Here is a 20,280-nt window from a genome sequence, read left to right on the forward strand (position 1 = left end):
TCAGTCCCCCACCGTGCGGCGGTATTCGGCGTAGCGGATCGTCCCTGCGAGTCCGAGGCCGTAGAGCCAGTGGGCCACGAGGACGAAGCCGAGGTAGCCGACCAGTTCCAGCCCGGTCTGGCCGGTGTAGAACGCGACGGCGAACCCGGTCGACATGATCGTCGCGTAGGACAGGCCCGTGACGACGAGGACCCGGCCAGGGAGGAACTCCGCGATGGCCCGGAAGAGGATCGCCCACGTCGTGACCCCGCCGAGCAGGAAGGTCAGGTAGCCGACGAGTGCGTCGTCGCCGAACCCGACCAGCCCGCCGAGTTCGGCGAAGGCGGCCACGTCGAACACGCCGATGAACGCGCCGGTGAACAGCACGCCCGACATCGCGAGCGTCCCGAGCAACCCGCCGATGGCTCCATAGAGCGTGTCGTCGAGCACCGACCGGACGAGACCGCGGGGGTCGCTCAGGACGTGCGGGCTCCCCTTTTCGGGCTCGGTCGTGTAGGCGGGTCGAACCGTCTCGGGTTCCGACGGGGGCAGGTCGTACTTCCGGTCGAGGCGGTCCTCGAGCCACTGCCACTCGCGGGAGAACTGGTCGGTCGCCTTGAGGTCCCACACGTCGGCGTCGTCCACCCGGTCCCCGTTCCAGTACGACCAGATCATGTTGTAGAGCCACAGGATCGCCGAGAGTCCGATCAGGTACCCGCCGACGGTCGCGATCTGCTGGAGCGACGCGAACTCGGCCGGGTAGTTGGCGTACCGCCGCGGCAACGCCTGAAAGCCCAGCACGAGCAGGATACCGAACGTGACGACAGACCCGACGATCAGCAGGCCGACCTGAAATCGTGCGAGTCGCCGGTCGTACCACCGGCCCGTGATGAGCGGGTACCAGTAGTAGGAGGCCGCGATCATCATCATCGGGATGATGCCGACGGTGATGAGGTGGAAGTGGCCGACGACGTAGTAGGTGCCGTGGAAGAACACGTCGACGGGGACGGCCGCGAGGAAGACGCCGGTGACGCCGCCGACGACGAAGGTGCCGATCGAGCCGATACAGAGCAGTCCCGGCGCGGCCAGCCGGATGTTCCCGTCCCAGATCGTCGTGATCCAGTTGAACACCTTGATCGCAGAGGGGACGGCGATGGCGACCGAGACGGCCATGAAGGAGGCGGACAATCTCGGGTTCATGCTCGTCACGAACATGTGGTGGGCCCAGACCCCGAAGGAGAGGACGCCGATGGCCAGCGTCGAGTAGACGATGAAGCGAAAGCCGAACAGTTTCCGGCCGACGAACTTCGGGAGGATCTGGCTCATCAGGCCCGTGGCGGGCAAAAAGAGGATGTACACCTCGGGGTGGCCGAAAAACCAGAACAGGTGTTGCCAGAGGATCGGGCCACCGCCGGAGATGGCGTAGAAGGTCGTCCCCAGATTCCGGTCGGCCAGCAGCATGAGCAAGGCGCTTCCAAGCAAGGGGAAGGCAAAGAGGACGATGCCGCTGGTCGTGAGCATGCTCCAGGAGAAGATATCGAGGGTCGCCCAGGACGTCTCGCGTTCGTAGAAGATGGTGACGATGAAGTTGATCGCCCCGAGTGTCGACGCGATACCCGAGAGGTGCAGCCCGAGCAATAACAGGTCGATCTGGGGATTGGCGACCGTCGTCGACAGCGGCGGGTAGAGCGTCCAGCCGATCCCGGGCTCTTCGAGCACGCCGAAGAAGTCGACGAGGGGCCCCGACGTGAGCGCCCCCAGGATCTGTGCAGTGACCTGCGAGGGGAGCCCAGCCCGTGCGATGAGGAGGGAGGGCGGGAGCAGCCAGAAGCCGATGGCGTTGATCCGGGGGAAGGCCATGTCGTCGGCCCCGATCAGGAGTGGGATGAAGTAGTTCCCGATGCCGAAGAACACCGGCGTGACGAAGAAAAACAGCATCGTCACCCCGTGGGTGGTGAAGAGAGCGTTGTAGGTGGCCTCCGACCAGACGTCGGCGGCGGGCGTGAGCAGTTCCGTCCGCAACATCATCGCGTCGACGCCGCCCCAGAGCGCGGCCAGCGTCCCGAAGGCGATGTAGAGCAGCCCGATATCCTTGTGATCGGTCGTCGTCGTCCAGCGGACCACTCCCTCGCGGATGACGGTCGGATTCAGGAGCGAGCGCTCCCGATATCCGCCGTCGGCGCGTGGGCCACCACACCGGCGGGCGTAGCCGACGAACCCACAGACGAGGATGGCGAGCGCACAGAGCACGCCGAACTCGACGAGAGCCCGGTTCATTGTCGAAGGGGGCTGGCGGGGGCGGCTGTGCGGGCTGGCATGAGCGACCCGTCCACGGACACGGCCAAAAAGCTACAGACCGGTCGTCGGGCTGACCTCTGTGGATTTCGAGAGGTCGAGGGACGCTTTTGGGACTCGACGTGGAGAGGGAACGCGATGGGGTCTCGACACGCCCGGTGGGCCGCAGGGCTGGTCCTCGGCGTCGCCGCGCTCGCGGTCGTCTGTGCGACGCCAGCGGCCGCCCAGTCGGTCAACCGGAACCTGATCCGGGAGCTGAACACCCAGTTGCTGTACGTCGCGCTCCCGCTCGCGGTGTTCGTCGAGGTGATCCTGATCTACGCCGTCGTCCGCTTCCGGGACAACCCGGACCCGCGGCCGACCATCGACTCGCCCAATCTGGAGGTCACCTGGACGCTCGCGACGGCCATCATCCTGCTGTTCGTCGGCGTCTCCGCGTACGTCGTCCTCACCACACCCTACTTCTCGCCGGACGCGGTCGGCGATCCAGCCGCGGCCAACGAAAGTGGTGAAGACATGGAGACAGTCCACGGGCTGGGCTACCAGTACGACTGGCAGTTCCGGTATCCCGACGCGAACGTGACGACCCGCGGCGTGCTCGTGATGCCCGCCGACCGCCCCGTACGGCTCCGACTCTCGGCGGCCAACGTGCTCCACTCGCTGTACATCCCACAACTGGGGATCAAGAAGGACGCCTTCCCCGGCCAGTACACGACGGTTCGCACGCGCGTGCACGAGCGGGGTACCTACCGGGGATACTGCGCCGAACTGTGCGGGACGGGCCACTCACGGATGCGGACCGACGTGGTCGTGGTCTCGCCGTCGGCCTACGAGGACTGGCTGGCGAGCAACGAGGGCGAGTCCAACGTGACGAGCGCACCGGAACCGAGCAGTTGAGAGTCGCTGGACGAGTTCAGCGACACTGTCGGCGTCGAGGGCGGGACCCAGTGATCGGATCCCCAGTCGGTTCGAAATCGTATGTCGCTATATCAAACCCGGAGCACAAGTCGGGTAGGTCCGGCTCAATTCGTTGGATCGGTTCTTGATCCACCAGCAGTTTGAGTATATATTATTATTTATTAATATCCATAGATAGGATTGAAGACAGGTCTGAGATCAGTGTACTAGACGCTTATTACGCTCGCAGCGTTAGAACCGATAAGATGGCAACTGACTCGTCTGAACCTGCGCCCGAGGACGGCGAGGACACGATGAAATTCGACGAGGGTCAAGCCGTTGCCGACCGGCTTGACGAACTGGAGAGTGGCGAGTCTGAACCAGTGTCGGAAATGCTCGAAGAGTACGACGAGCGGTTTGACGACTGATCCGTGGAACCGCCAGACGAGTTCCGGACGCTGCCTTCAGTCAAAGACGACCTGTTTTCGATTGCTGAGTCTGACCGTGAAGCAGGTGACAGAATCCGGGACAAGATCGAGCAATGGGAGCAGTGGCTTGAATTTGGACGTGTCCCACAAAAACATCTGACGTACCTCACTGATTCGCCCGGGGGCTACAACTTCTACCGGCAGAAGGTCGGGAACAGCGGCCACCGGATTATCTACGAGATAAGCGACGGTATCATGACAATCGTCGCAATAGTTCCCCGAACGGATCGGACGTACCAAATCGAGAAGTACGTCGATCGGATGGATCGCGAGACAGAAGACTGAATCCTGTCTTCGAGGGTTCGGCTCGACTGCTACATCCCCCTGTATTCTTCAACCATCCGCACGAAATGTCGATGGTAAGCCATGAGTGAGAAAGCAGCTAAGGTTGGTCCACTTGACAGACTCGTGAGTCACGGCAGGCCGTTGTTTTCGACGTGAACGGCAGTAGAAGATTCGCGCCAGTTTGCGAATTATCGGCCACATTCCCAACTCGTGCCCGGGGCGGGCCACCTCGACGGCTCGATTCGGGACTCGGGTGGTCGACGATGCGAACAGCGGTGGACGTGTGGCGAAGTTCGAAGTGTTTAACCCCGGGAGCGGGAAAGAAGGGGTAACTCGCTGGTCGACGGGCACCAGCGGGCACCTGCCGGCCGTGTGGAGACCGATGGTCTCCCGGCTCACAGGACGGGATGTGATCGGCGGGGTCTCTGACCCCGGGCAGGCGGCCGGGCCGTCCGGCCGCCGGAGGATTGAACCACTCGACGCCCGTGGTGATAGCCCATGACACGGAGCTTCTACTCCCACATCCGAGAGGCGTGGGAAGACCCCGACGACGGACAGCTCGCGGAACTACAGTGGCAGCGCCAGCAGGAGTGGCGTGACCAGGGTGCGCTCGAACGCGTCGAGCGCCCCACTCGACTGGACAAGGCCCGCTCGCTCGGCTACAAGGCCAAGCAGGGCATCGTTGTCGTGCGCGCCAGCATCCGCAAGGGCGGCGCGCGCAAACAGCGGTTCACGGCCGGCCGGCGCTCGAAGCGCCAGGGCGTGACCCGGATCACCCGCCGGAAGAACCTCCAGCGGGTCGCCGAGGAGCGCGCCACCCGGAAGTACCGGAACCTGCGCGTCCTCAACTCCTACTCGGTCGGCCAGGACGGCCGCCAGAAGTGGTTCGAGGTCATCCTCGTCGATCCCCACCACCCCGCGATCGAGAACGACGACGACCTCAACTGGATCTGCGACGACTCCCAGCGTGGCCGGGCCTACCGCGGCCTGACCAACGCCGGGCAGTCCAACCGCGGCCTCGACCAGAAGGGCAAGGGCACCGAGCACAACCGCCCGAGCAACAACAGCGGCCGCGGCCGCGCGAAGTAAGAGTTCGACAGCACATTTTTCGGTGCGCCGATAGCGATCGATCGCTCACGATACAATCGGCACAGTAACAGCTGTACCGACAGTTCAGGTTCGGTGACGAATTCATTGGCGACAGTTCGGCCCCTACTTTCAGGTAGCGTCGGTGTGGAACGTGTCGGATATGGAACCTCCAGCGGACGACAGGTCGGTCAGCCGACGGACCGTCCTCGGCGGAATCGCCGGACTGGGCGCTGGCGCGGTCACAACCACCGGCGTGTCGGCCCGGATCGCGGCTCAGTCGGCGGCCGAACTGACGGTCCTGACGCGCAACCTCTACCTCGGCGTCGACCTCTTCAGACTGTTCGATGCGCGCTCGCGCGACGACGTGCTGCAGATCACCGGGACCCTGCTCGAGGAGTTCGATCCCGGCCGTGCCACGAGGCGGGCCGATGCCATTGCGGCGGAGATCGAGGCCACGCAACCGGACGCCGTCGCCCTGCAGGAAGCCTCCGCGTTGCGCGTCCAGCGTCCCAGCGATTCCGGGACGGACTCCCCGGACCCTGCGGAGACGGTCGTCGTCGATCTGCTCGACGCCGTCCAGTCGGCACTGGCCGAGCGGGGACCGGACTACGAGGTGGTCGCCTCGACTGTCACGACCGACGTGGAACTGCCGGCCGACACCGACGACGGGACCGTCGACGTGCGCCTCACCGACCGGGACGCCGTGCTGGTCCGAAGCGACCTCGACGCGACGGCGAGCGCGAACGGGACCTACGATGCGGCCTTCGGCGTCCCGGAATGGATTCCGGTGATCGGCGGGCTCTCGGTCCAGCGCGGGTTCTGCGCGGCGGACCTGACGGTAGCTGACGAGACGGTCACGGTCGTCTCGACGCACCTGTCGTCGACGAGCGGAGATCTCCGGACCGGACAGGCAGAGGAACTGCTCGACCGACTTCCGACAGATCAGCCAGTGATCGTCGGCGGCGACTTCAACAGCGGGCCCGGTGGTGAGACCGCCGCCTACGACCAGTTGACGGCGACGCTCTCGGACGCCTACGCGACGGCGAATCCCGACCGCGACGGGTTCACCTGCTGTCAAGGGCCGGATCTCCGGAACACGGACTCACGGCTCGATAGCAGGATCGACGGCCTCCTCTACCGCGGCGACGTGTCGGCGACGGCCGCGAGTCGCGTCGGTCACCAGCCCGACGACCGCGTCAGCTACCAGGTCGAGGGGGAGACGGTACAGGTGTGGCCCTCGGACCACGCGGGCGTCGCCGCGACGTTCGCGGTCGAGGCGACCGGGTCGATCGAGACGGCGACGGAGAGCGAAACCGAATCCACGCCGGCGGTGGAACGGACCACGACGACCGCGACCGGAGCCACACCGAAGACGACGGTGCGAACGGGGCCGGGGCTGGGCGTTCTGGCGGCGCTCGCCGGACTCGCCGGTGGGATCGGCGGCCGACTGTGGCGGGACTGAATCCCGGACGGGCCAACGACGGGCGATACGGCGACCACGTTTTTACGATCCGCGGGACAGGGTGGCCTATGGAGAGTCGAAGTCGGTCGATCGCTGTCGTCGGTGCGGTGGCGATACTCCTGTTGCTCGCGGGCTGTAGCGGGCTGTCGGGCGAGGAGACGCCGACGCAGAACGGGACGGAGTACCACGAACCGGCGAGTGAATACCTGCTGTCGGCGGACAAGGTCGTCGGCTGGGAGGAGAACGGGACGCGTGCCCCGAACGCGAGCGCGGAACCGCCGGGACTGGAGTCCGGGCAGGTACTCGAACTGAAAAACGGGAGCGCGGACCTCCAGATCGCCGTGCTGGTGTTCGAGTCGCCCGAAGACGCACGGACGTTTCTCGACGCCCAGCGCGAGACCTACCGATCTGAGGGAACCAACACGACGGACGTGGATATCGGCGACCGGGCGTTCGGAGTTCCGGAGTTGACCGGGCCGAACAGTACGATTTCGGCGGTCGACGCCCAGCAGTCGAACGTCTACGTCCAGGTGACCGGCAACGTCCCACTGAACGCCTCGAAGCGAATCGCCAGGACGCAGTTACGAGCGATCACGGGGGAGTGAATCGCCACATGCCCTGCTCGCGGTCCACGAGCGTCACGACAGTGGTGTGGGGGAGCGTCAGCACGTCGACGATGACGAGATAGAGCGCGTGCCACCCCCGTGGATCGGCGGGCCGAAGTCGGCGGTCGGTCCGGGAGACCCACCCCGAAGGGGATTTACCTCCCAGTCGTCTCCACCACGGTATGGAGCCGCCGGGCGCAGACACAGTCGTCGTCCGCTACGGGGACATGAGCACCAAGAGCAGTCGGGTCCGTCGCGGGATGGAGAAGCGACTGGTCGAGAACATCGAGGCGCTGCTCGCCGACCGCGGGATCGACGGCGACGTGGAGCGCCGCCCGACCCGACCGCTCGTGTGGACCGACGAGCCCACCGCAGCAGCCGAGGCCGCCGCCGACGCCTGCGGCGTCGTCTCGACCAGCACGGCCCGCACGCTGCCCGCCGACCCCGACTCGATCCTCGACGCCATGGTCGAAACCGCGACCGCCCACTACGACGGGGGCAGTTTCGCCGTCAACGCCCGTCGCGCGGGCGACTCCTTCCCGATGGACAGCGAGGACCTCGGCCGCGAGGGCGGACAGGCGATCTGGGAGGCCGTCGAGGACGAGTTCGAGCCCGAGGTGGACCTGGACGACCCCGATTTCACGGTCAACGTCGAGGTCCGCGAGGACACCGCCTTCCTCTATCTCGATCAGATCTCGGGGCCGGGTGGGCTGCCCCTGGGAACCCAGCGGCCGGTCGTCGCGCTGGTCAGCGGCGGCATCGACTCACCCGTGGCGGCCTACGAGATCATGCGGAAGGGGTGTCCCGTCCTCCCCGTGTACGTCGATCTCGGGGAGTACGGCGGGCCGGACCACCGCGCCCGCGCCGTCGAGACCGTCCGGACGCTCGGGGAGTACGCGCCGAACTTCCGGGAACCGCTCCGCGTGGTCCCAGGTGGCGAGACGGTCGAACTGCTTGCCAAGAATCTCGAACAGGGGCGGATGCTCGCCTTCCGACGGTTCTGTCTCGCGGTCGCCGAGGAGGTCGCCTTCGAGGAAGGCGCGGCCGGGATCGTCACGGGGGAGGCCGTCGGCCAGAAGTCGAGCCAGACCGCCCAGAATCTCAGCGTCACCGATCCGATCACCGACCTCCCCGTGTTCCGGCCGCTCCTGACCGAGGACAAGAACGTCATCACCGAGCGCGCCAAGGAGATCGGGACCTTCACCGACTCGACCATTCCGGCGGGCTGTAACCGCTTCGCTCCCGCCCAGGCCGAGACCAACGCGCGACTGGATCGCCTGCGCGACCTCGAACCCGACGACCTCCGCGAGCGCGCTCGCGACGCCGTCGCCGACCTCGAACTGGTCGAGCCCTGACCCTTTTGTCCGAAAGCGCGGCCATCGTGGCCCGTGACCACTGTGGGACAGCGCGCACTCGTCGCCTACGAACGGACGAACGGCCGGTACGACCTCCACTACGCCCACTGGGGAGCCCACGAGTGGCATCTGGCGACCGCACTCGCCGCGATCCGGCCGGGCGGACCGATCGACCCGACCGAAGAAACCGGTCACCCCGCCGCCGTCGAACCGGAACCGCTGGCTACCGACCGGTCGTTCGCGGACTTGCTGGAAACCCACGTCGACTGGCAGACCTACGACGCCTGCTACGTCGTCGCGAGCGACGGGACGGTCCAGCCCTACCTCGCGGCCTGGTTCGGCCTGCCGGGCCACGACACGGTCCGCCCACGTGACGGCGCACTCGTCTCGGTCGATCCCGCCCGCGCCGAACCGGACGGGGAGTTCCTGCGCGGCCGCGTCGCCGGGCTGAAAGCCGCCACACTCGCGATGGTCCGCGACGATCGCCTCACACCCGCGGCCGCCCGATCCTTCCTGGCCAGCGAAGTCCGGTCCTGGCACCTCGAAGACCGCACGGTCCACCTCGGCCCGGACGCGGATCCGGACGGCTGGCGGTCGTGATCGCTCCCGACGCGCTTATCCGCCGTCCACGACTACGGCCGGACAGTGACGGAACACGGAGAGGGAAGTGCGACAGCCGACGACGCGGCCGCCGGGAGCGACGCGAACGTGGACCCGTCAGATCGCCGATCGGACGGCGTCACCGCACTCGCGAGTCCGACGCCCGCACGCGCACAGACGGCCGTCGCCGCGGCCATCGAGCGCGAGGACGTGGTCTCGGTGTTCGGAACCTGTACTGTGGAGTACGACGGGCGAGCGTCGAGCCACCTCGGCCCGGGCGACCGGCTCGTCGTCTGCAAACCCGACGGGACGACGCTGGTCCACACCGACGAGGGCCACCAGCCAGTGAACTGGCAACCGCCGGGCTGTTCCCAGGCGGCGCGGCTGACCGAGGGCCGCCTCGAACTCCAGAGCCTGCGCTCGACGCCCGAGGAGGAGTTGCTCGTGCGGTTCGAGGAGATCCTGCAGGTTACCGCCTACGACCTGACCGACGAGAGTGATCTCGCTCTCGAAGGCACCGAGGAGGATCTCCGGGAGCGCATCCTCGACGATCCGGATCTCGTCGAATCTGGGTTCTCCCCGCTGGCGACCGAACGCGAGACGCCGGCGGGCGCGGTGGACATCTTCGGCGAGGACGAGCAGGGGCGGCGGGTCGTCGTGGAGTTGAAGCGGAGGCGGGTCGGCCCGGACGCGGTGGGCCAACTCAGCCGGTACGTGGAGGCCCTGGAGCGCGATCTCCACGCCGACGCCGACGTGCGGGGGATTCTGGTCGCGCCCTCGGTGACCGACCGGGCGCGGGAGTTACTGGCCGAGCAGGGCATGGAGTTCGTGGCGCTTGAGCCCGATCCGAACTCGTAGAGTCGGCAGGATTTTTTCGCCGGCACCCGACGGCGAGCGTATGCCCTCCAGACGAGCGATCCTGCGGCGCGGGCTCGTCGGCGTCGGGCTCGGCGTCGGAACTGCTGGCTGTTCGGCGCTCGGTGGCGAGGACCCGCCGGCGTTGACGATCCGGTTTCTGAACTACACCGACGAGCACCGTCTGGTCGTGCTACACCTGTTCCGGGACGACCGGACGGCGTACCAGGACGCCGAAGCATTCTACGACACGGTCGACGTGCCGTCGATGGACGACGCCACCGATCCCGTGACCTACGAGGACGTTGTGCCGAGTCGACGCTACGTCGCCCGAGCCGAGATCGACCACGATCCGCTGGCACAGGAGGCCACGACCGAGTACCACTACTACCCGCGGCAGTGCGACGACGGGGACGTGCTCACTGTCGTCTGTCGCCCCTACGTCGAGGAACACGCCCGGTCCGGCCTCTACTTCACCTTCGAGCAGGAGCGCTGTTGACTCACTCCTCGACCTGCTTCTGTAGCTCCTGTAACAGCGCCAGCGCCTCCATCGGCGTCGTCGTCGCGAGGTTCTGCTCGCGGACGGTCTCGGCAAGAGCGGCGTCCGGGTCGTCCGCACCCGACCCGGCCTCGGCCGCCGCACCGTTCGTCCGTGCGTCCGGTCGGTGGCCGTTCGTTTCCTTCTTTCCGTCGTGGGAATCCTCCGATTCGTCGGCATCGAGCAGTTCCCGGGAGCGGTCGACCACGCTATCGGGCACGCCGGCCTCGCGGGCGACTTCCACGCCGTAGGAGGCGGCGGCCGGCCCCTGGCGGATCTCGTGGTCGAAGACCACGTCCTGGCCGTCCTGCTCCGCAGCGTCGGACTGCGATGCAGTCCGACTGGCCTCCGAGGAAACCTCGGAGACAGCGAAGTGCAGATTGAACACCCCGTCGAGCGCGTCGGCGGCGTCGGTGAGTTCGTGGTGGTGAGTGGCGAACAGCGTTCGCGCGCCGATCTCGTCGTGGATGTGTTCGGTCACCGCGCGGGCGATGGCGAGGCCGTCGGTAGTGCTGGTGCCCCGCCCGACCTCGTCCAGCAGGATCAGCGAGCTATCCGTGGCGTTTTCCAGGATCGCGGCGAGTTCGGTCATCTCGACCATGAACGTCGACTTGCCACCGGCGATGTCGTCGCTGGCCCCCACGCGGGTGAACACCCGATCGACCAGCGAGAGGCGAGCGTCGGCCGCGGGGACGAAGCAACCCGCCTGCGCGAGCAACTGGATCAGCGCCACCTGGCGCATGTACGTCGACTTCCCGCTCATGTTGGGGCCAGTGATGACGGCGAAGAACTCGTCTGCATCGAGGCGGGTGTCGTTGGGGACGAACGACGACTGGGTGCGCTCGACGACGGGGTGGCGACCGCCCTCGATCGCCGTCTGCCTGGGGTCGTCGACGAACGTCGGGCGAGCGTAGTCGTACTCGGCGGCGACGGTGCCGAAGGAGACCAGCACGTCCAGACGGGCGAGCGTGTCAGCCAGCGCCTGGACGCGCTCGGATTCGGCGGCCACTGTATCGCGGACTTCCCGAAAGAGGTCGTATTCGAGGTCGTCGGCGCGCTGTTCGGCCTGGATGATCTCGTCCTCACGGGCCTTGAGTTCCGGTGTGTAGAACCGCTCTGAGTTCTTGAGGGTTTGCCGGCGCGTGTAGTCCTCGGGCACCGAATCGAGGTTGGCGTTCGTGACTTCGATGTAGTAGCCGTGGACGGAGTTCTGGCCGACCTTCAGCGAGTCGATGCCGGTGCGTTCACGCTCCTGAGCTTCCAGCGAGTCGATCCACTCCTTGCCGGAGCGTTCGGTCTCTCGCAGGTCGTCCAGTCGGTCGTCGTACCCCTCTGCGATGACACCGCCTTCGGTGATCTCGATTGGTGGTTCCTCGCGAATCGCCCGCCCGATCAGATCCCGGATCTCGTCGAGGGCATCGAGGTCGGCGCGGATCTCCCGGAGGGTATCGCAGTCGGCGTCGTCGAGTGTGGCCTCGATCTCGGGCACCACGTCGAGGGTGTCCTTCAGCGAGCGCAGATCGCGGGCGTTGGCGCGGGCCCGGGAGACTCGGGATATCAGCCGCTCCACGTCGTATACGTCCCGAAGGAGGTCGTGGAGGCGTTCGCGAGTGCGTACGTCGCCGGCGAGTTCGCCGACGGCGTCGTGACGCGCCTCGATGGCCGCGCGCTCGATCAGCGGTCGCCGGAGCCAGTCCTTCAGTTCGCGACTTCCCAGCGCACAGGCAGTCTCGTCCAGCACTTCCACGAGCGTCGCCCCCGCACGGCCGTGGACCGCCCGGCGCTCGAACAGTTCCAGACTCTCCAGAGCCACCCGGTCCAGCAGCATGTACTCCCGCGGGTCGTATCGGGTGACGTGGTTGAGGTAGTCTAGCCTGTCGCGCTCGCCGTCGGTGTCGTCCCCCTCTGCGCCTCTCGTATATTCAGCGTAATCCAGCAACGCGCCACAGGCCCGGATCTCCGCGGAGTTCGAGAGGACCGTCTCCGGGTCACCGAAGTACGACGCGACCAGCTCGTTCGGGTTATCGCCCTCGAAGGCAGCCCTGTCGTGCGGGGTGACCATGCAGTCCGAATCGAAGGGGTCGGTGGGAGCGTCGGGGCCGACGACGGCCTCCGAGGGGCTGAACCGGCCGAGTTCGTCGGCGACCGCTGACTCGTCGGTCGTGCTGGTGACGTAGAAGTCGCCCGTCGACACGTCGAGGAGGGCGAGGCCGTCGGTGTCGTCGACGCGAGCGAGGCAGGCGACGAAGTTGTTGTCGTCGGTCCGCAGCAGTTCGTCCTCGGTGAGCGTCCCGGGCGTGACGATCCGGGTGACCGCGCGGTCGACGACCCCGGTGGTCTCCTCGGGCTCCTGTACCTGATCGGCGACGGCCACGCGGTAGCCCGCGTCCAGCAGCGTCTCGATGTAACTCTCTGCGTTGTCGATGGGGATACCGGCCATCGGGTACTCCCCGGTCGAGTCCTCGCGTTTGGTGAGCGTGATCTCACAGAGCCGCGAGACGCGTTCGGCGGCGTCGCAGAAGGCCTCGTAGAAGTCCCCGACCTGAAAGAGGACGAGGGAGTCCTCGTACGCCGAGCACAGCTCGAAGTACTGGGACATCATCGGCGTCAGCTCGTCGGCCCGGTCCTGCATCGTCTCGGGTGGGCCAAGCGCCGCGTCCATGGACGACCGCAACACTGCGGGCGGGAAATGTCCTCCGGATGGCCACCGTCTGGCGGTGCCCCGTTCGGGGCGGGCTTCTTGTGAGGAGGGTCCGTACCGCCGGCCATGCGAACGGGCGTGATCGTCGCCGGCGGGTACGCCACCCGGTTCGGAGAGGGAGACAAGGCCGTCGCCGACCTCGCGGGCACCCCGATGATCCGGCGGGTCGCCGACCGCCTCGCGCCCGTAATCGACCGGCTGGTCGTCAACTGCCGCCCCGAGCAACGCGAGGCCATCGCGGAGGCGCTGTCGGGGTACGACCACCCGCGAACCGTCGCCGAGGACGAGGAGTCGGACCGAGGACCCATGACGGGGATGTTGACCGGGCTGCGCGCGGTCGAATCCGAGTTCGCCGTCGTCGTGGCCTGCGATATGCCCTTCGTGGCTCCCGGGCTGGTCGACCACCTCTTCGAGCAGGCCCGCCCACACGACGCCGCAGTTCCGCGAGTCGACGGCCGGGATCAACCCCTGCAGGCGGTCTACCGGACCGACGCGACCGTGGCGGCCTGCGAGGCCGCACTCGCACGAGACCAGCGGGCGGTGTTCGCCGCGCTCGCCGAACTGGACTGGGTCGCGGTCCCCGAAGCCGAGATCGAGACTCACGCCACGCTCGACTCGCTCCGGAACGTCAACACCCGCGAGGATCTGCGGAAAGCGATAGCGGAGTTCTGACTGCGACGGCCAGCGCCCGTACAGCGAGGGTCGCAGTCTCAGCCATGTGAGTGTCCCCCCTCGTTTATATTGTGTGAGATAGATGTTGACAGGCATGGAGCATTACAATGGTGACCAGCTGGCACACATGGGGGACCTGCCGGCGATGGCGGCGTCCCGGTACGGGGAGCAAACCGCGTTCGTCTTTCAGGGGCTGGAGACGAGTTTCGCCGAGCTAGAGGCCGAAGCAAACCAGGTCGCGAACATGCTCGTCGAGCACGGCGTCGAGCCGGGCGAGCGCGTCGGGCTGTTCGTCCCGAACACGCCGCGATTCCCGAAGAGCTACTTCGGGACGCTCAAGGCCGGCGCGATTCCGGTCCCGCTGAACCTCCGGATGGACCCCGAGACGCTCGCGTTCGTCATCCAGGACGCGGGCATCGACGTCCTGTTCGGCTCCCCGTTTCTGGCCGACGAGGTCCAGGAGCTGGCGGCGGCCGCCGAGGTCGGGACGCTGTTCCTGCCGGGCGTCACCGACGAGGGTGTCGTCAACTACTCCCACGCAATTGCCGACCACGACGAGACGTTCGATCGGGAGGCAGAGGGCGTGGATCGGGACTTCGAGGACGTTGCCGTCCAGCCCTACACGAGCGGGACGACGGGCAAACCCAAGGGTGTGCAGTTGACACACGAGAACCTGCTGTCGACCATCGAGGCCTACGACAACGGCGGGCTCCCGCTGGATCCCGACGACACGTTCCTGCTCGTCCTGCCACTGTTCCACATCTACGGGCTGAACGCCCTGCTCGGGTCGGGCCTGTACAGCGGGTCGACGATGGTGCTGGTCGCCCAGCCGGAACCGGAACCGATGCTCGACGCCATCGGGAACAACGACGTGACCAACTTCGCGGGTGTGCCCGCGATGTACACGATGATGTTCCGTGAGTACCGCGAGAACCCCGAGAAGTACGACCTCTCCAGTTTGGAGTCGGTCACCTGCGCGGCCGCGCCGCTGGCCGACGCGACCCGGCGGGAGATCATGGAGGAGTGGGACGTGCCGATGGTCGAGGGCTGGGGGATGACCGAGACGGCCCCCGCGGGCACCGTCGAGCCGAGTCGGGGCGTCCGGAAGGCCGCTGGCTGTGTCGGCCCCGTGCTGGACGACGTGGAGATCAAACTCGTCGATCCCGGGACCCGTGAGACGAAGGTCTCGACCGACCAGCTAGAGCCGGTCCCCGACGACGATATCGACTTCGAGGACGAGGAGAGCGTCACGGGCGAGATCGCGATCCGGGGGCCCAACGTCTTCGAGGGGTACTACAACCGCCCCGAGAAGACCGATCAGGTGTTCGACGACGAGGGGTACTTCTACACGAAGGACATCGCCCGCGTCGACGAGGACGGCTACTTCTGGATCGTCGACCGCGCCGACGACATGATCATCGCCGGCGGGGAGAACATCTACCCCGCCGAAGTCGAGGACGCCCTCTACGAACACCCCGACGTGGAGGAAGCCGCCGTCGTCGGCGCATCACACGAGGTGAAAGGCGAAGCACCCGTCGCGTACGTCGTCCTCTCGGAGGGTGCGGGCGTCAGTGAACAGGATCTCCGGGAGTTCACGCTGGATTACGTCCCGACCTACGCCCACCCACGCCGGATCTTCTTCGTGGACGAACTCCCGCGCAGCGCCACCCAGAAGGTCCAGCGGTACAAGCTCGAAGAGGAGACCGAACAGCGGCTCGACGAACCGCTCAGTTCAGAGGACGGGGATCTCTAACCGCGCCCGGAATCAGCGAATCGAGAGCAGTTCTCCGGTCACGCGGAGGCACCGGAGTGCCGACCGACGGCGTCGTGTCCGATGCTGAACGAGATGTCAAGGGTTCGTGCACCGCCCCTGAGAACTGGCTTCTTGCTCGCGCCGTCCTCCTCGAACTCGATAACGCCGAGCGCTTCCAGTTCTTCCAGGTTCCGGTGGACTTCCTTGTAGTCGCGGTCGACAGCCTCGGCAGTCTGCCGGATGCTCTCGGGCTGCTCGTTCACGATCGCTTCCAGCAGCGTCAGACTCGACGTTCGCATGAGGCGTTCGACCTCCCCGAAGTCCTCGAAATTCAGGACGAAGCGTGCGTCCTGTTCGATCGCCTCGCCGCGCTCGCCGGCTTCTGCTCGCTGGAGCCGCTCGCGCGCCGCGTCGTCGTGTTCGTCGGCCTGTCCGAACGTGATTTTCAGCGTGTCCGTGGTCATGGTAAGTCCTCGATTTCGGTCATGAAACGGTCCCGGAGATCCAGCATCCCCGGGAACTCGATTGCTTCGACGCCGTCGGGCGTGTGCCGCTCGTGGCGGCCAGTCGTTTGGTTCTCGTTGTCGTACCGGAGGATGGTGCCACGACCGTCGGTGTACCCGTAATGGAGCGCGTAGCGGTAGCCACTCGGGTACTTAGGGTCGTCCGTGCGGTAGATCTTCCGCCGGATGACCCGGTTCCATCGCGGTCCTCGACATCCTCGATGACCTCGCGGCCCATCGTATGCTATGGTATTCCTCCCATCAGTATGAAGTATGGGGTCGAAACCATCACCCTGAGAGCTGGGCGATCTGTTCTCGGTAGACGATGGCAGAAACGGAACGGTCAAAGGAGCGTGCGCTCACCCTCTCCGGCAACGACCAGTCCGTCGCTACGTTCCTTCGACCAGCCGTCGCAACTGTTCCGGTGGTACTGCGCCGCGGGCCGCGTGGCTATCGTAGGCGAACGTCGGGACGCCGGAGACGCCCTGTCGCTTCGCGTCGTCGAACAGCGTGCGGACGCGCTCGCGGAGGTCCTCGTCGTCGATGGCGGCGCGGACTTCCTCGGGGTCGACACCGGCGTCCTCGGCGAGGTCGGCCAGCACGTCGGGGTCGCCGATGTCCCGGCTCTCGGTCCAGAGCGCCTCGAAGATGGCCCGGTCGAACTCCAGCCACGTGTCGTAGTCGTACTCGTCACGCACGCGGACCGACGCGATCTGGGCGGGCAGCGAGTCGATGTCACGGGAGAGTTCCAGATCCATCTCCACGTCGTACTCGTCCTGGAGCCGGCGGACGTTCTCTTTGGCCTGCTCGTAGTAGTCCTCGTCTTTCCCGTCGTCGACGTCGTGGTCGATGCTCCCGTCGGGGTTGCGCTTGCCCGCCCGGAGGTCGAAGGGGTGCCAGTCGATTACGAGGTCGTCGTCGCGCTCGTCCTGGTACTGGCCCAGCGAGTGCCGGCCGAGATAACAGAACGGGCAGACGTAGTCGGAGTAGACGGTGATCCGCTCGGGTGTGGACTGATCGGACATAGACGTTCCAGGGTCCGGAAACGGGAAAGGGGAACGGTCCGGACACTCAAAGCGATATAGCTGGTAGTACAACACAGTAATATTAGTGCGTGGCAGGCCGAGTTCGGAGTATGAACCGACGAGCGGCACCGGAGTCCCGGCCGGTCGTGCTGACAGTTGCGGGCAGTGATTCCGGCGGCGGTGCGGGCATTCAGGCGGACCTGAAGACGATGGAGGCCTGTGGCGCCTTCGGGACGAGCGCGATCACGAGCGTCACGGCACAGAACACCCGCGGCGTCGAGGGGACCCACCTGCTGCCGACCGAGGAGATCGCGGCCCAGATCGCGGCCGTCCTCGACGACTTCGCGGTCGGAGCGGCCAAGACGGGGATGCTCGCGACCGCGGACGTGATCGAGACGGTCGCGGGCTATGCCGACCGCCTCCCGAACCTCGTGGTCGATCCGGTGATGGTCGCGGCCTCGGGCGACCGGTTGCTCGAACCCGACGCCGAGTCGGCCTACGAGGACCTGATCGCCGAGGCGACGCTCGTGACGCCCAACGCCGACGAGGCGGCGGTGCTGACCGGGATCGAACCCGAGACCGAGACAGACATGCGGGCGGTCGGCGAGGCACTCCTGGATCTCGGGGCGACCGCCGCGCTGGTCAAGGGCGGCCACGTCGACCGCGCAGACGGGGACGGAGTCGCGGACGTGCTGGTGACCGAGGAGACCGTCGAGACGGTCCGCCATCCACGGGTCGCGACCGACGCGACCCACGGCTCGGGGTGTACCCTCTCCAGCGCCATCGCGGCCAACCTCGCTCGCGGGGAGGATCTCACGACGGCCGTCGAGGCGGGCATCGACCTGCTCGCGCGGGCCGTGCGCTACCCGCTGGACGTTGGCGAGGGGCCGGGAAGCGTCCACCACGCGGTCGCGTTGCGTGACCGTGCCGCCCGCGACCCGACCGCTGAGGAGGTGGCCACGATCGTCGAGGAGCTCGTCGATCGCGACGTCTCACCGCTGGTCCCCGAGTCCGGACTGACCGTCGCCGGCGCGACGCCCTACGCCGAACGCCCCGACGAAGTGGCTGCCGTCGAAGGCAATATGACGGAGACGGGTTCGGACGACTGGTCGAACCAGGATATTCGGTTCGGCGCGTCGAGCCGTGTCGCGGCCGTCCTGCTCGCCTGCCGGGAGTTCGACGCCGACCGGCAGTTCGCCGTGAGTTGGCGATTCGACGAGGACGTGGAGGCCGCGCTCGCTGCGCTGGACGGCGAGATCGTCACGGTCGATCGGGGGGGAGACCCCGACGCAGCGGTCGGGGACGGAACGATCCAGCAGTGGACGGCCGAGCGAGCCATCGAGCGGGCCGACGGGTCGCCGGTCGCGGTCGTCGACCACGGGGACGACCGAACGGAGCCGACGGTGGTCCTGCTGGCCGACGACACCGAAGCGCTGGTGGACCGGACGCTCACGGTACTGGACGCTCTCGGCGAGGAGGTCGCCAGATCGTAATCGTCGAAACTGGTGTCCCGACGCCAGTGTACCCTACTGCTGGCGCTGGGGCAGGCGAACGCTGGACTCGCCGGGGCGGATCGTGACGCCCTCTGACTCGCGGGAGTCGAGATACCAGGGACTGGATACCCCGATTTCGAGCCCGAACGTGTCGCTGGGCGAGACGAACCGCTGGAAGGTCGGGAACTCGAAGGAAACCCGGGAGACGCCCGAGCCCTCGACCCGGTAGGCTTCGCCGTTGCCGTTGATCGGGTTGCCGTTCCGGAGCATGAACACGAAGATCCGGGCCTCCGGGCCGTGTACGTCGAGCGAGAGGTCGACCTGTGGCGTGCCGTACCACTCGGCGCTCTCGCGCACGTCCCAGGTGTAGGTGACCTCCGAGTCGTACCACCAGCTCCATCGCTCGATGCGGTCGTCCCCGTCGACCGCGGCGTCCCCGAGATTGTAGCTGACGAACTCGGTGTCCTCGGGCGGGAACTGGTCCTCGGTGCGGAACTCCCCGCGCTGTTTGAGGTAGGTCGAGGATTGGGGCACGTCGGCGCTCTCGTCCCTGAGATGGCGGTCGAACCACGTCGTCGCCAGCCCGTTCATGTGCCCGCGCTGGTCCAGCGGCACGGTGATCTCCTCGGGGGCGTGGCCACCCTCGTAGAAGGCCAGCCGCGACTCGACGCCGCTGTCCTGTAGCGACCGGTAGGTCCGGACGGTCTCGATGGGCTTGAACAGCGAGTCGTCCCAGCCCTGCACGAGGAAGGTCGGCGTGTCGTAGTCGTCGAAGTACGGGAACGAGCGCCGTTCGTTGAGTTCCAGCATCGCCTCCGGAATCTCGTTGGTCTCCAGGGCCTCCTCGTACCAGTCGTACAGCCGTGGGTCGATGTTCGTATCCGGGCCGATCAGGCTCGAACTGATACCCCCGAGGCCGAGCAGGACCGACAACCAGCCGATCTTGATGACGCCGTTGGGCGCAAGCGAGTACTGCAGGTCGTTCCAGGTGATCCGCGGGACGACCGCGTCGATCCGGTCGTCGGCCGCCGCCGCCGACAGCTGGATGCCCCCGGCGTAGGAGACGCCGTCCATCCCGACCTTCGGGTCGTCGGTGGCGTCCAGCGCCACCTCCGGCCGGTTGGCCAGCCAGTCGACCATCCGCTGGGCGTCCTTGACCTCGTTGGGGCCGTCGAGGCCGACGGTCCCCTCGGACCCCCCGAACCCGCGCGAGTCGTAGGTCAGGACGTTGTACCCCTGCTTCGCGTGGTGTTTCGCTTTCGGCAGCGTCAGCGGCGACTCACGGAACGCGCCCCAGCCGTGCGTCATCAGGACCGCCGGCTGTGGCTCGCTGGCATCGGGCGTGTAAAACGTCGCTTCGAGCTTCGTGCCGTCCCAGGACTCGATGGTGTAATCCTCCGAGGTGACGCCCGATCCGAACGACGCCGTCGCCGTTCCAACCCCCGTAGCGAGCGCCGTCAGGGCCGCTCCCGAGGCCCCGAGGAATCGTCGCCGGTTCACCCGTCCCACATCTGTACCCCGTTCGTCCGCATTGCGATCCGCTCCCATGATACCCTCCAACAACCATCACGAACGAGATGAGTTAACTGTTTATATCTGCCTGTTATTTGCGGTATTTAATATCAAAGCGTTCGTAATTTTCTGGCGGGAATCGGATCGTCCATCCGGTCGCGGTCGGACCCACA

The 20,280-nt window shown here is 66.7% G+C and carries 18 protein-coding genes and 1 pseudogene; 13 read left to right on the forward strand and 6 right to left on the reverse strand.

Annotated features, from left to right (window positions below; all coding sequences use genetic code 11):
• Window positions 1-2,256 carry a DUF6789 family protein gene (locus BV210_RS05995; RefSeq protein ID WP_077205758.1) on the reverse strand — a complete coding sequence of 752 codons (2,256 nt, stop codon included), beginning with the start codon at window positions 2,254-2,256 and terminating at the stop codon, window positions 1-3.
• A gap of 156 nt (window positions 2,257-2,412) precedes the next feature.
• Between BV210_RS05995 and coxB the strand changes: the two genes are divergently transcribed.
• The 10 genes from coxB (at window position 2,413) to BV210_RS06040 (ending at window position 10,409) form a co-directional block, all read left to right on the forward strand.
• Window positions 2,413-3,171 carry a cytochrome c oxidase subunit II gene (coxB, locus tag BV210_RS06000; protein WP_077205759.1) on the forward strand — a complete coding sequence of 253 codons (759 nt, stop codon included), beginning with the start codon at window positions 2,413-2,415 and terminating at the stop codon, window positions 3,169-3,171.
• A gap of 266 nt (window positions 3,172-3,437) precedes the next feature.
• Entirely contained in the window at window positions 3,438-3,599 is a 162-nt protein-coding gene (locus BV210_RS19780) for a hypothetical protein (protein ID WP_157525886.1), read from the forward strand.
• A 3-nt stretch (window positions 3,600-3,602) separates the two neighbouring features.
• The gene (locus BV210_RS06005; protein ID WP_077205760.1) at window positions 3,603-3,944 is read left to right on the forward strand and encodes a type II toxin-antitoxin system RelE/ParE family toxin; all 342 of its coding nucleotides are present in this window, start codon (window positions 3,603-3,605) and stop codon (window positions 3,942-3,944) included.
• A 498-nt stretch (window positions 3,945-4,442) separates the two neighbouring features.
• On the forward strand, window positions 4,443-5,033 hold the full coding sequence (locus BV210_RS06010) for a 50S ribosomal protein L15e (RefSeq protein WP_077205761.1): 591 nt from the start codon (window positions 4,443-4,445) through the stop codon (window positions 5,031-5,033).
• A gap of 160 nt (window positions 5,034-5,193) precedes the next feature.
• Complete coding sequence (locus tag BV210_RS06015; protein ID WP_077205762.1) at window positions 5,194-6,495, forward strand: endonuclease/exonuclease/phosphatase family protein; 1,302 nt, start codon at window positions 5,194-5,196, stop codon at window positions 6,493-6,495.
• A gap of 68 nt (window positions 6,496-6,563) precedes the next feature.
• The gene (locus tag BV210_RS06020) at window positions 6,564-7,100 is read left to right on the forward strand and encodes a hypothetical protein (protein ID WP_077205763.1); all 537 of its coding nucleotides are present in this window, start codon (window positions 6,564-6,566) and stop codon (window positions 7,098-7,100) included.
• Between the two features lie 182 nt (window positions 7,101-7,282).
• Window positions 7,283-8,455, forward strand: a complete 1,173-nt coding sequence (locus BV210_RS06025) for a tRNA sulfurtransferase (protein ID WP_077205764.1) — start codon at window positions 7,283-7,285, stop codon at window positions 8,453-8,455.
• A gap of 33 nt (window positions 8,456-8,488) precedes the next feature.
• Window positions 8,489-9,055, forward strand: coding sequence for a DUF6735 family protein (locus tag BV210_RS06030; protein ID WP_077205765.1), 567 nt, complete (start codon window positions 8,489-8,491; stop codon window positions 9,053-9,055).
• Between the two features lie 108 nt (window positions 9,056-9,163).
• Entirely contained in the window at window positions 9,164-9,913 is a 750-nt protein-coding gene (gene nucS, locus BV210_RS06035; protein ID WP_077207989.1) for an endonuclease NucS, read from the forward strand.
• A 40-nt stretch (window positions 9,914-9,953) separates the two neighbouring features.
• Entirely contained in the window at window positions 9,954-10,409 is a 456-nt protein-coding gene (locus BV210_RS06040) for a hypothetical protein (protein WP_077205766.1), read from the forward strand.
• A gap of 1 nt (window position 10,410) precedes the next feature.
• On the opposite strand, the gene mutS is transcribed toward BV210_RS06040, so the two are convergent.
• Entirely contained in the window at window positions 10,411-13,110 is a 2,700-nt protein-coding gene (gene mutS / locus BV210_RS06045; protein WP_077205767.1) for a DNA mismatch repair protein MutS, read from the reverse strand.
• 105 nt (window positions 13,111-13,215) lie between these two features.
• Between mutS and BV210_RS06050 the strand changes: the two genes are divergently transcribed.
• Window positions 13,216-13,821: a molybdenum cofactor guanylyltransferase gene (locus BV210_RS06050; protein WP_077205768.1), complete on the forward strand. Its 606-nt coding sequence runs from the start codon at window positions 13,216-13,218 to the stop codon at window positions 13,819-13,821.
• Between the two features lie 94 nt (window positions 13,822-13,915).
• Window positions 13,916-15,574 (forward strand): class I adenylate-forming enzyme family protein, encoded by a 1,659-nt coding sequence (locus BV210_RS06055; RefSeq protein ID WP_077205769.1) that lies wholly within the window; start codon window positions 13,916-13,918, stop codon window positions 15,572-15,574.
• Between the two features lie 38 nt (window positions 15,575-15,612).
• Here the strand turns inward: BV210_RS06055 and BV210_RS06060 are convergent, their stop codons facing one another.
• From BV210_RS06060 to BV210_RS06070, 3 genes and pseudogenes are all read right to left on the reverse strand, one after another.
• A complete protein-coding gene (locus tag BV210_RS06060; protein ID WP_077205770.1) occupies window positions 15,613-16,038 on the reverse strand; it encodes a transcriptional regulator in 426 nt (141 codons plus the stop codon).
• A pseudogene (locus BV210_RS20565) lies at window positions 16,035-16,315 on the reverse strand (DUF6516 family protein). The gene BV210_RS06060 and the pseudogene BV210_RS20565 overlap by 4 nt, the downstream one beginning before the upstream one ends.
• Window positions 16,316-16,466: 151 nt before the next feature.
• Window positions 16,467-17,102 (reverse strand): DsbA family protein, encoded by a 636-nt coding sequence (locus BV210_RS06070; protein ID WP_077205771.1) that lies wholly within the window; start codon window positions 17,100-17,102, stop codon window positions 16,467-16,469.
• A 110-nt stretch (window positions 17,103-17,212) separates the two neighbouring features.
• Between BV210_RS06070 and thiD the strand changes: the two genes are divergently transcribed.
• On the forward strand, window positions 17,213-18,595 hold the full coding sequence (gene thiD / locus BV210_RS06075) for a bifunctional hydroxymethylpyrimidine kinase/phosphomethylpyrimidine kinase (RefSeq protein ID WP_077205772.1): 1,383 nt from the start codon (window positions 17,213-17,215) through the stop codon (window positions 18,593-18,595).
• A gap of 33 nt (window positions 18,596-18,628) precedes the next feature.
• Here thiD and BV210_RS06080 read toward each other — a convergent pair whose 3' ends face one another.
• The gene (locus tag BV210_RS06080) at window positions 18,629-20,143 is read right to left on the reverse strand and encodes a S9 family peptidase (RefSeq protein WP_084802582.1); all 1,515 of its coding nucleotides are present in this window, start codon (window positions 20,141-20,143) and stop codon (window positions 18,629-18,631) included.
• Window positions 20,144-20,280: the final 137 nt, after the last annotated feature.

Source organism: Halorientalis sp. IM1011 (genome assembly GCF_001989615.1).
Lineage (GTDB): Archaea > Halobacteriota > Halobacteria > Halobacteriales > Haloarculaceae > Halorientalis.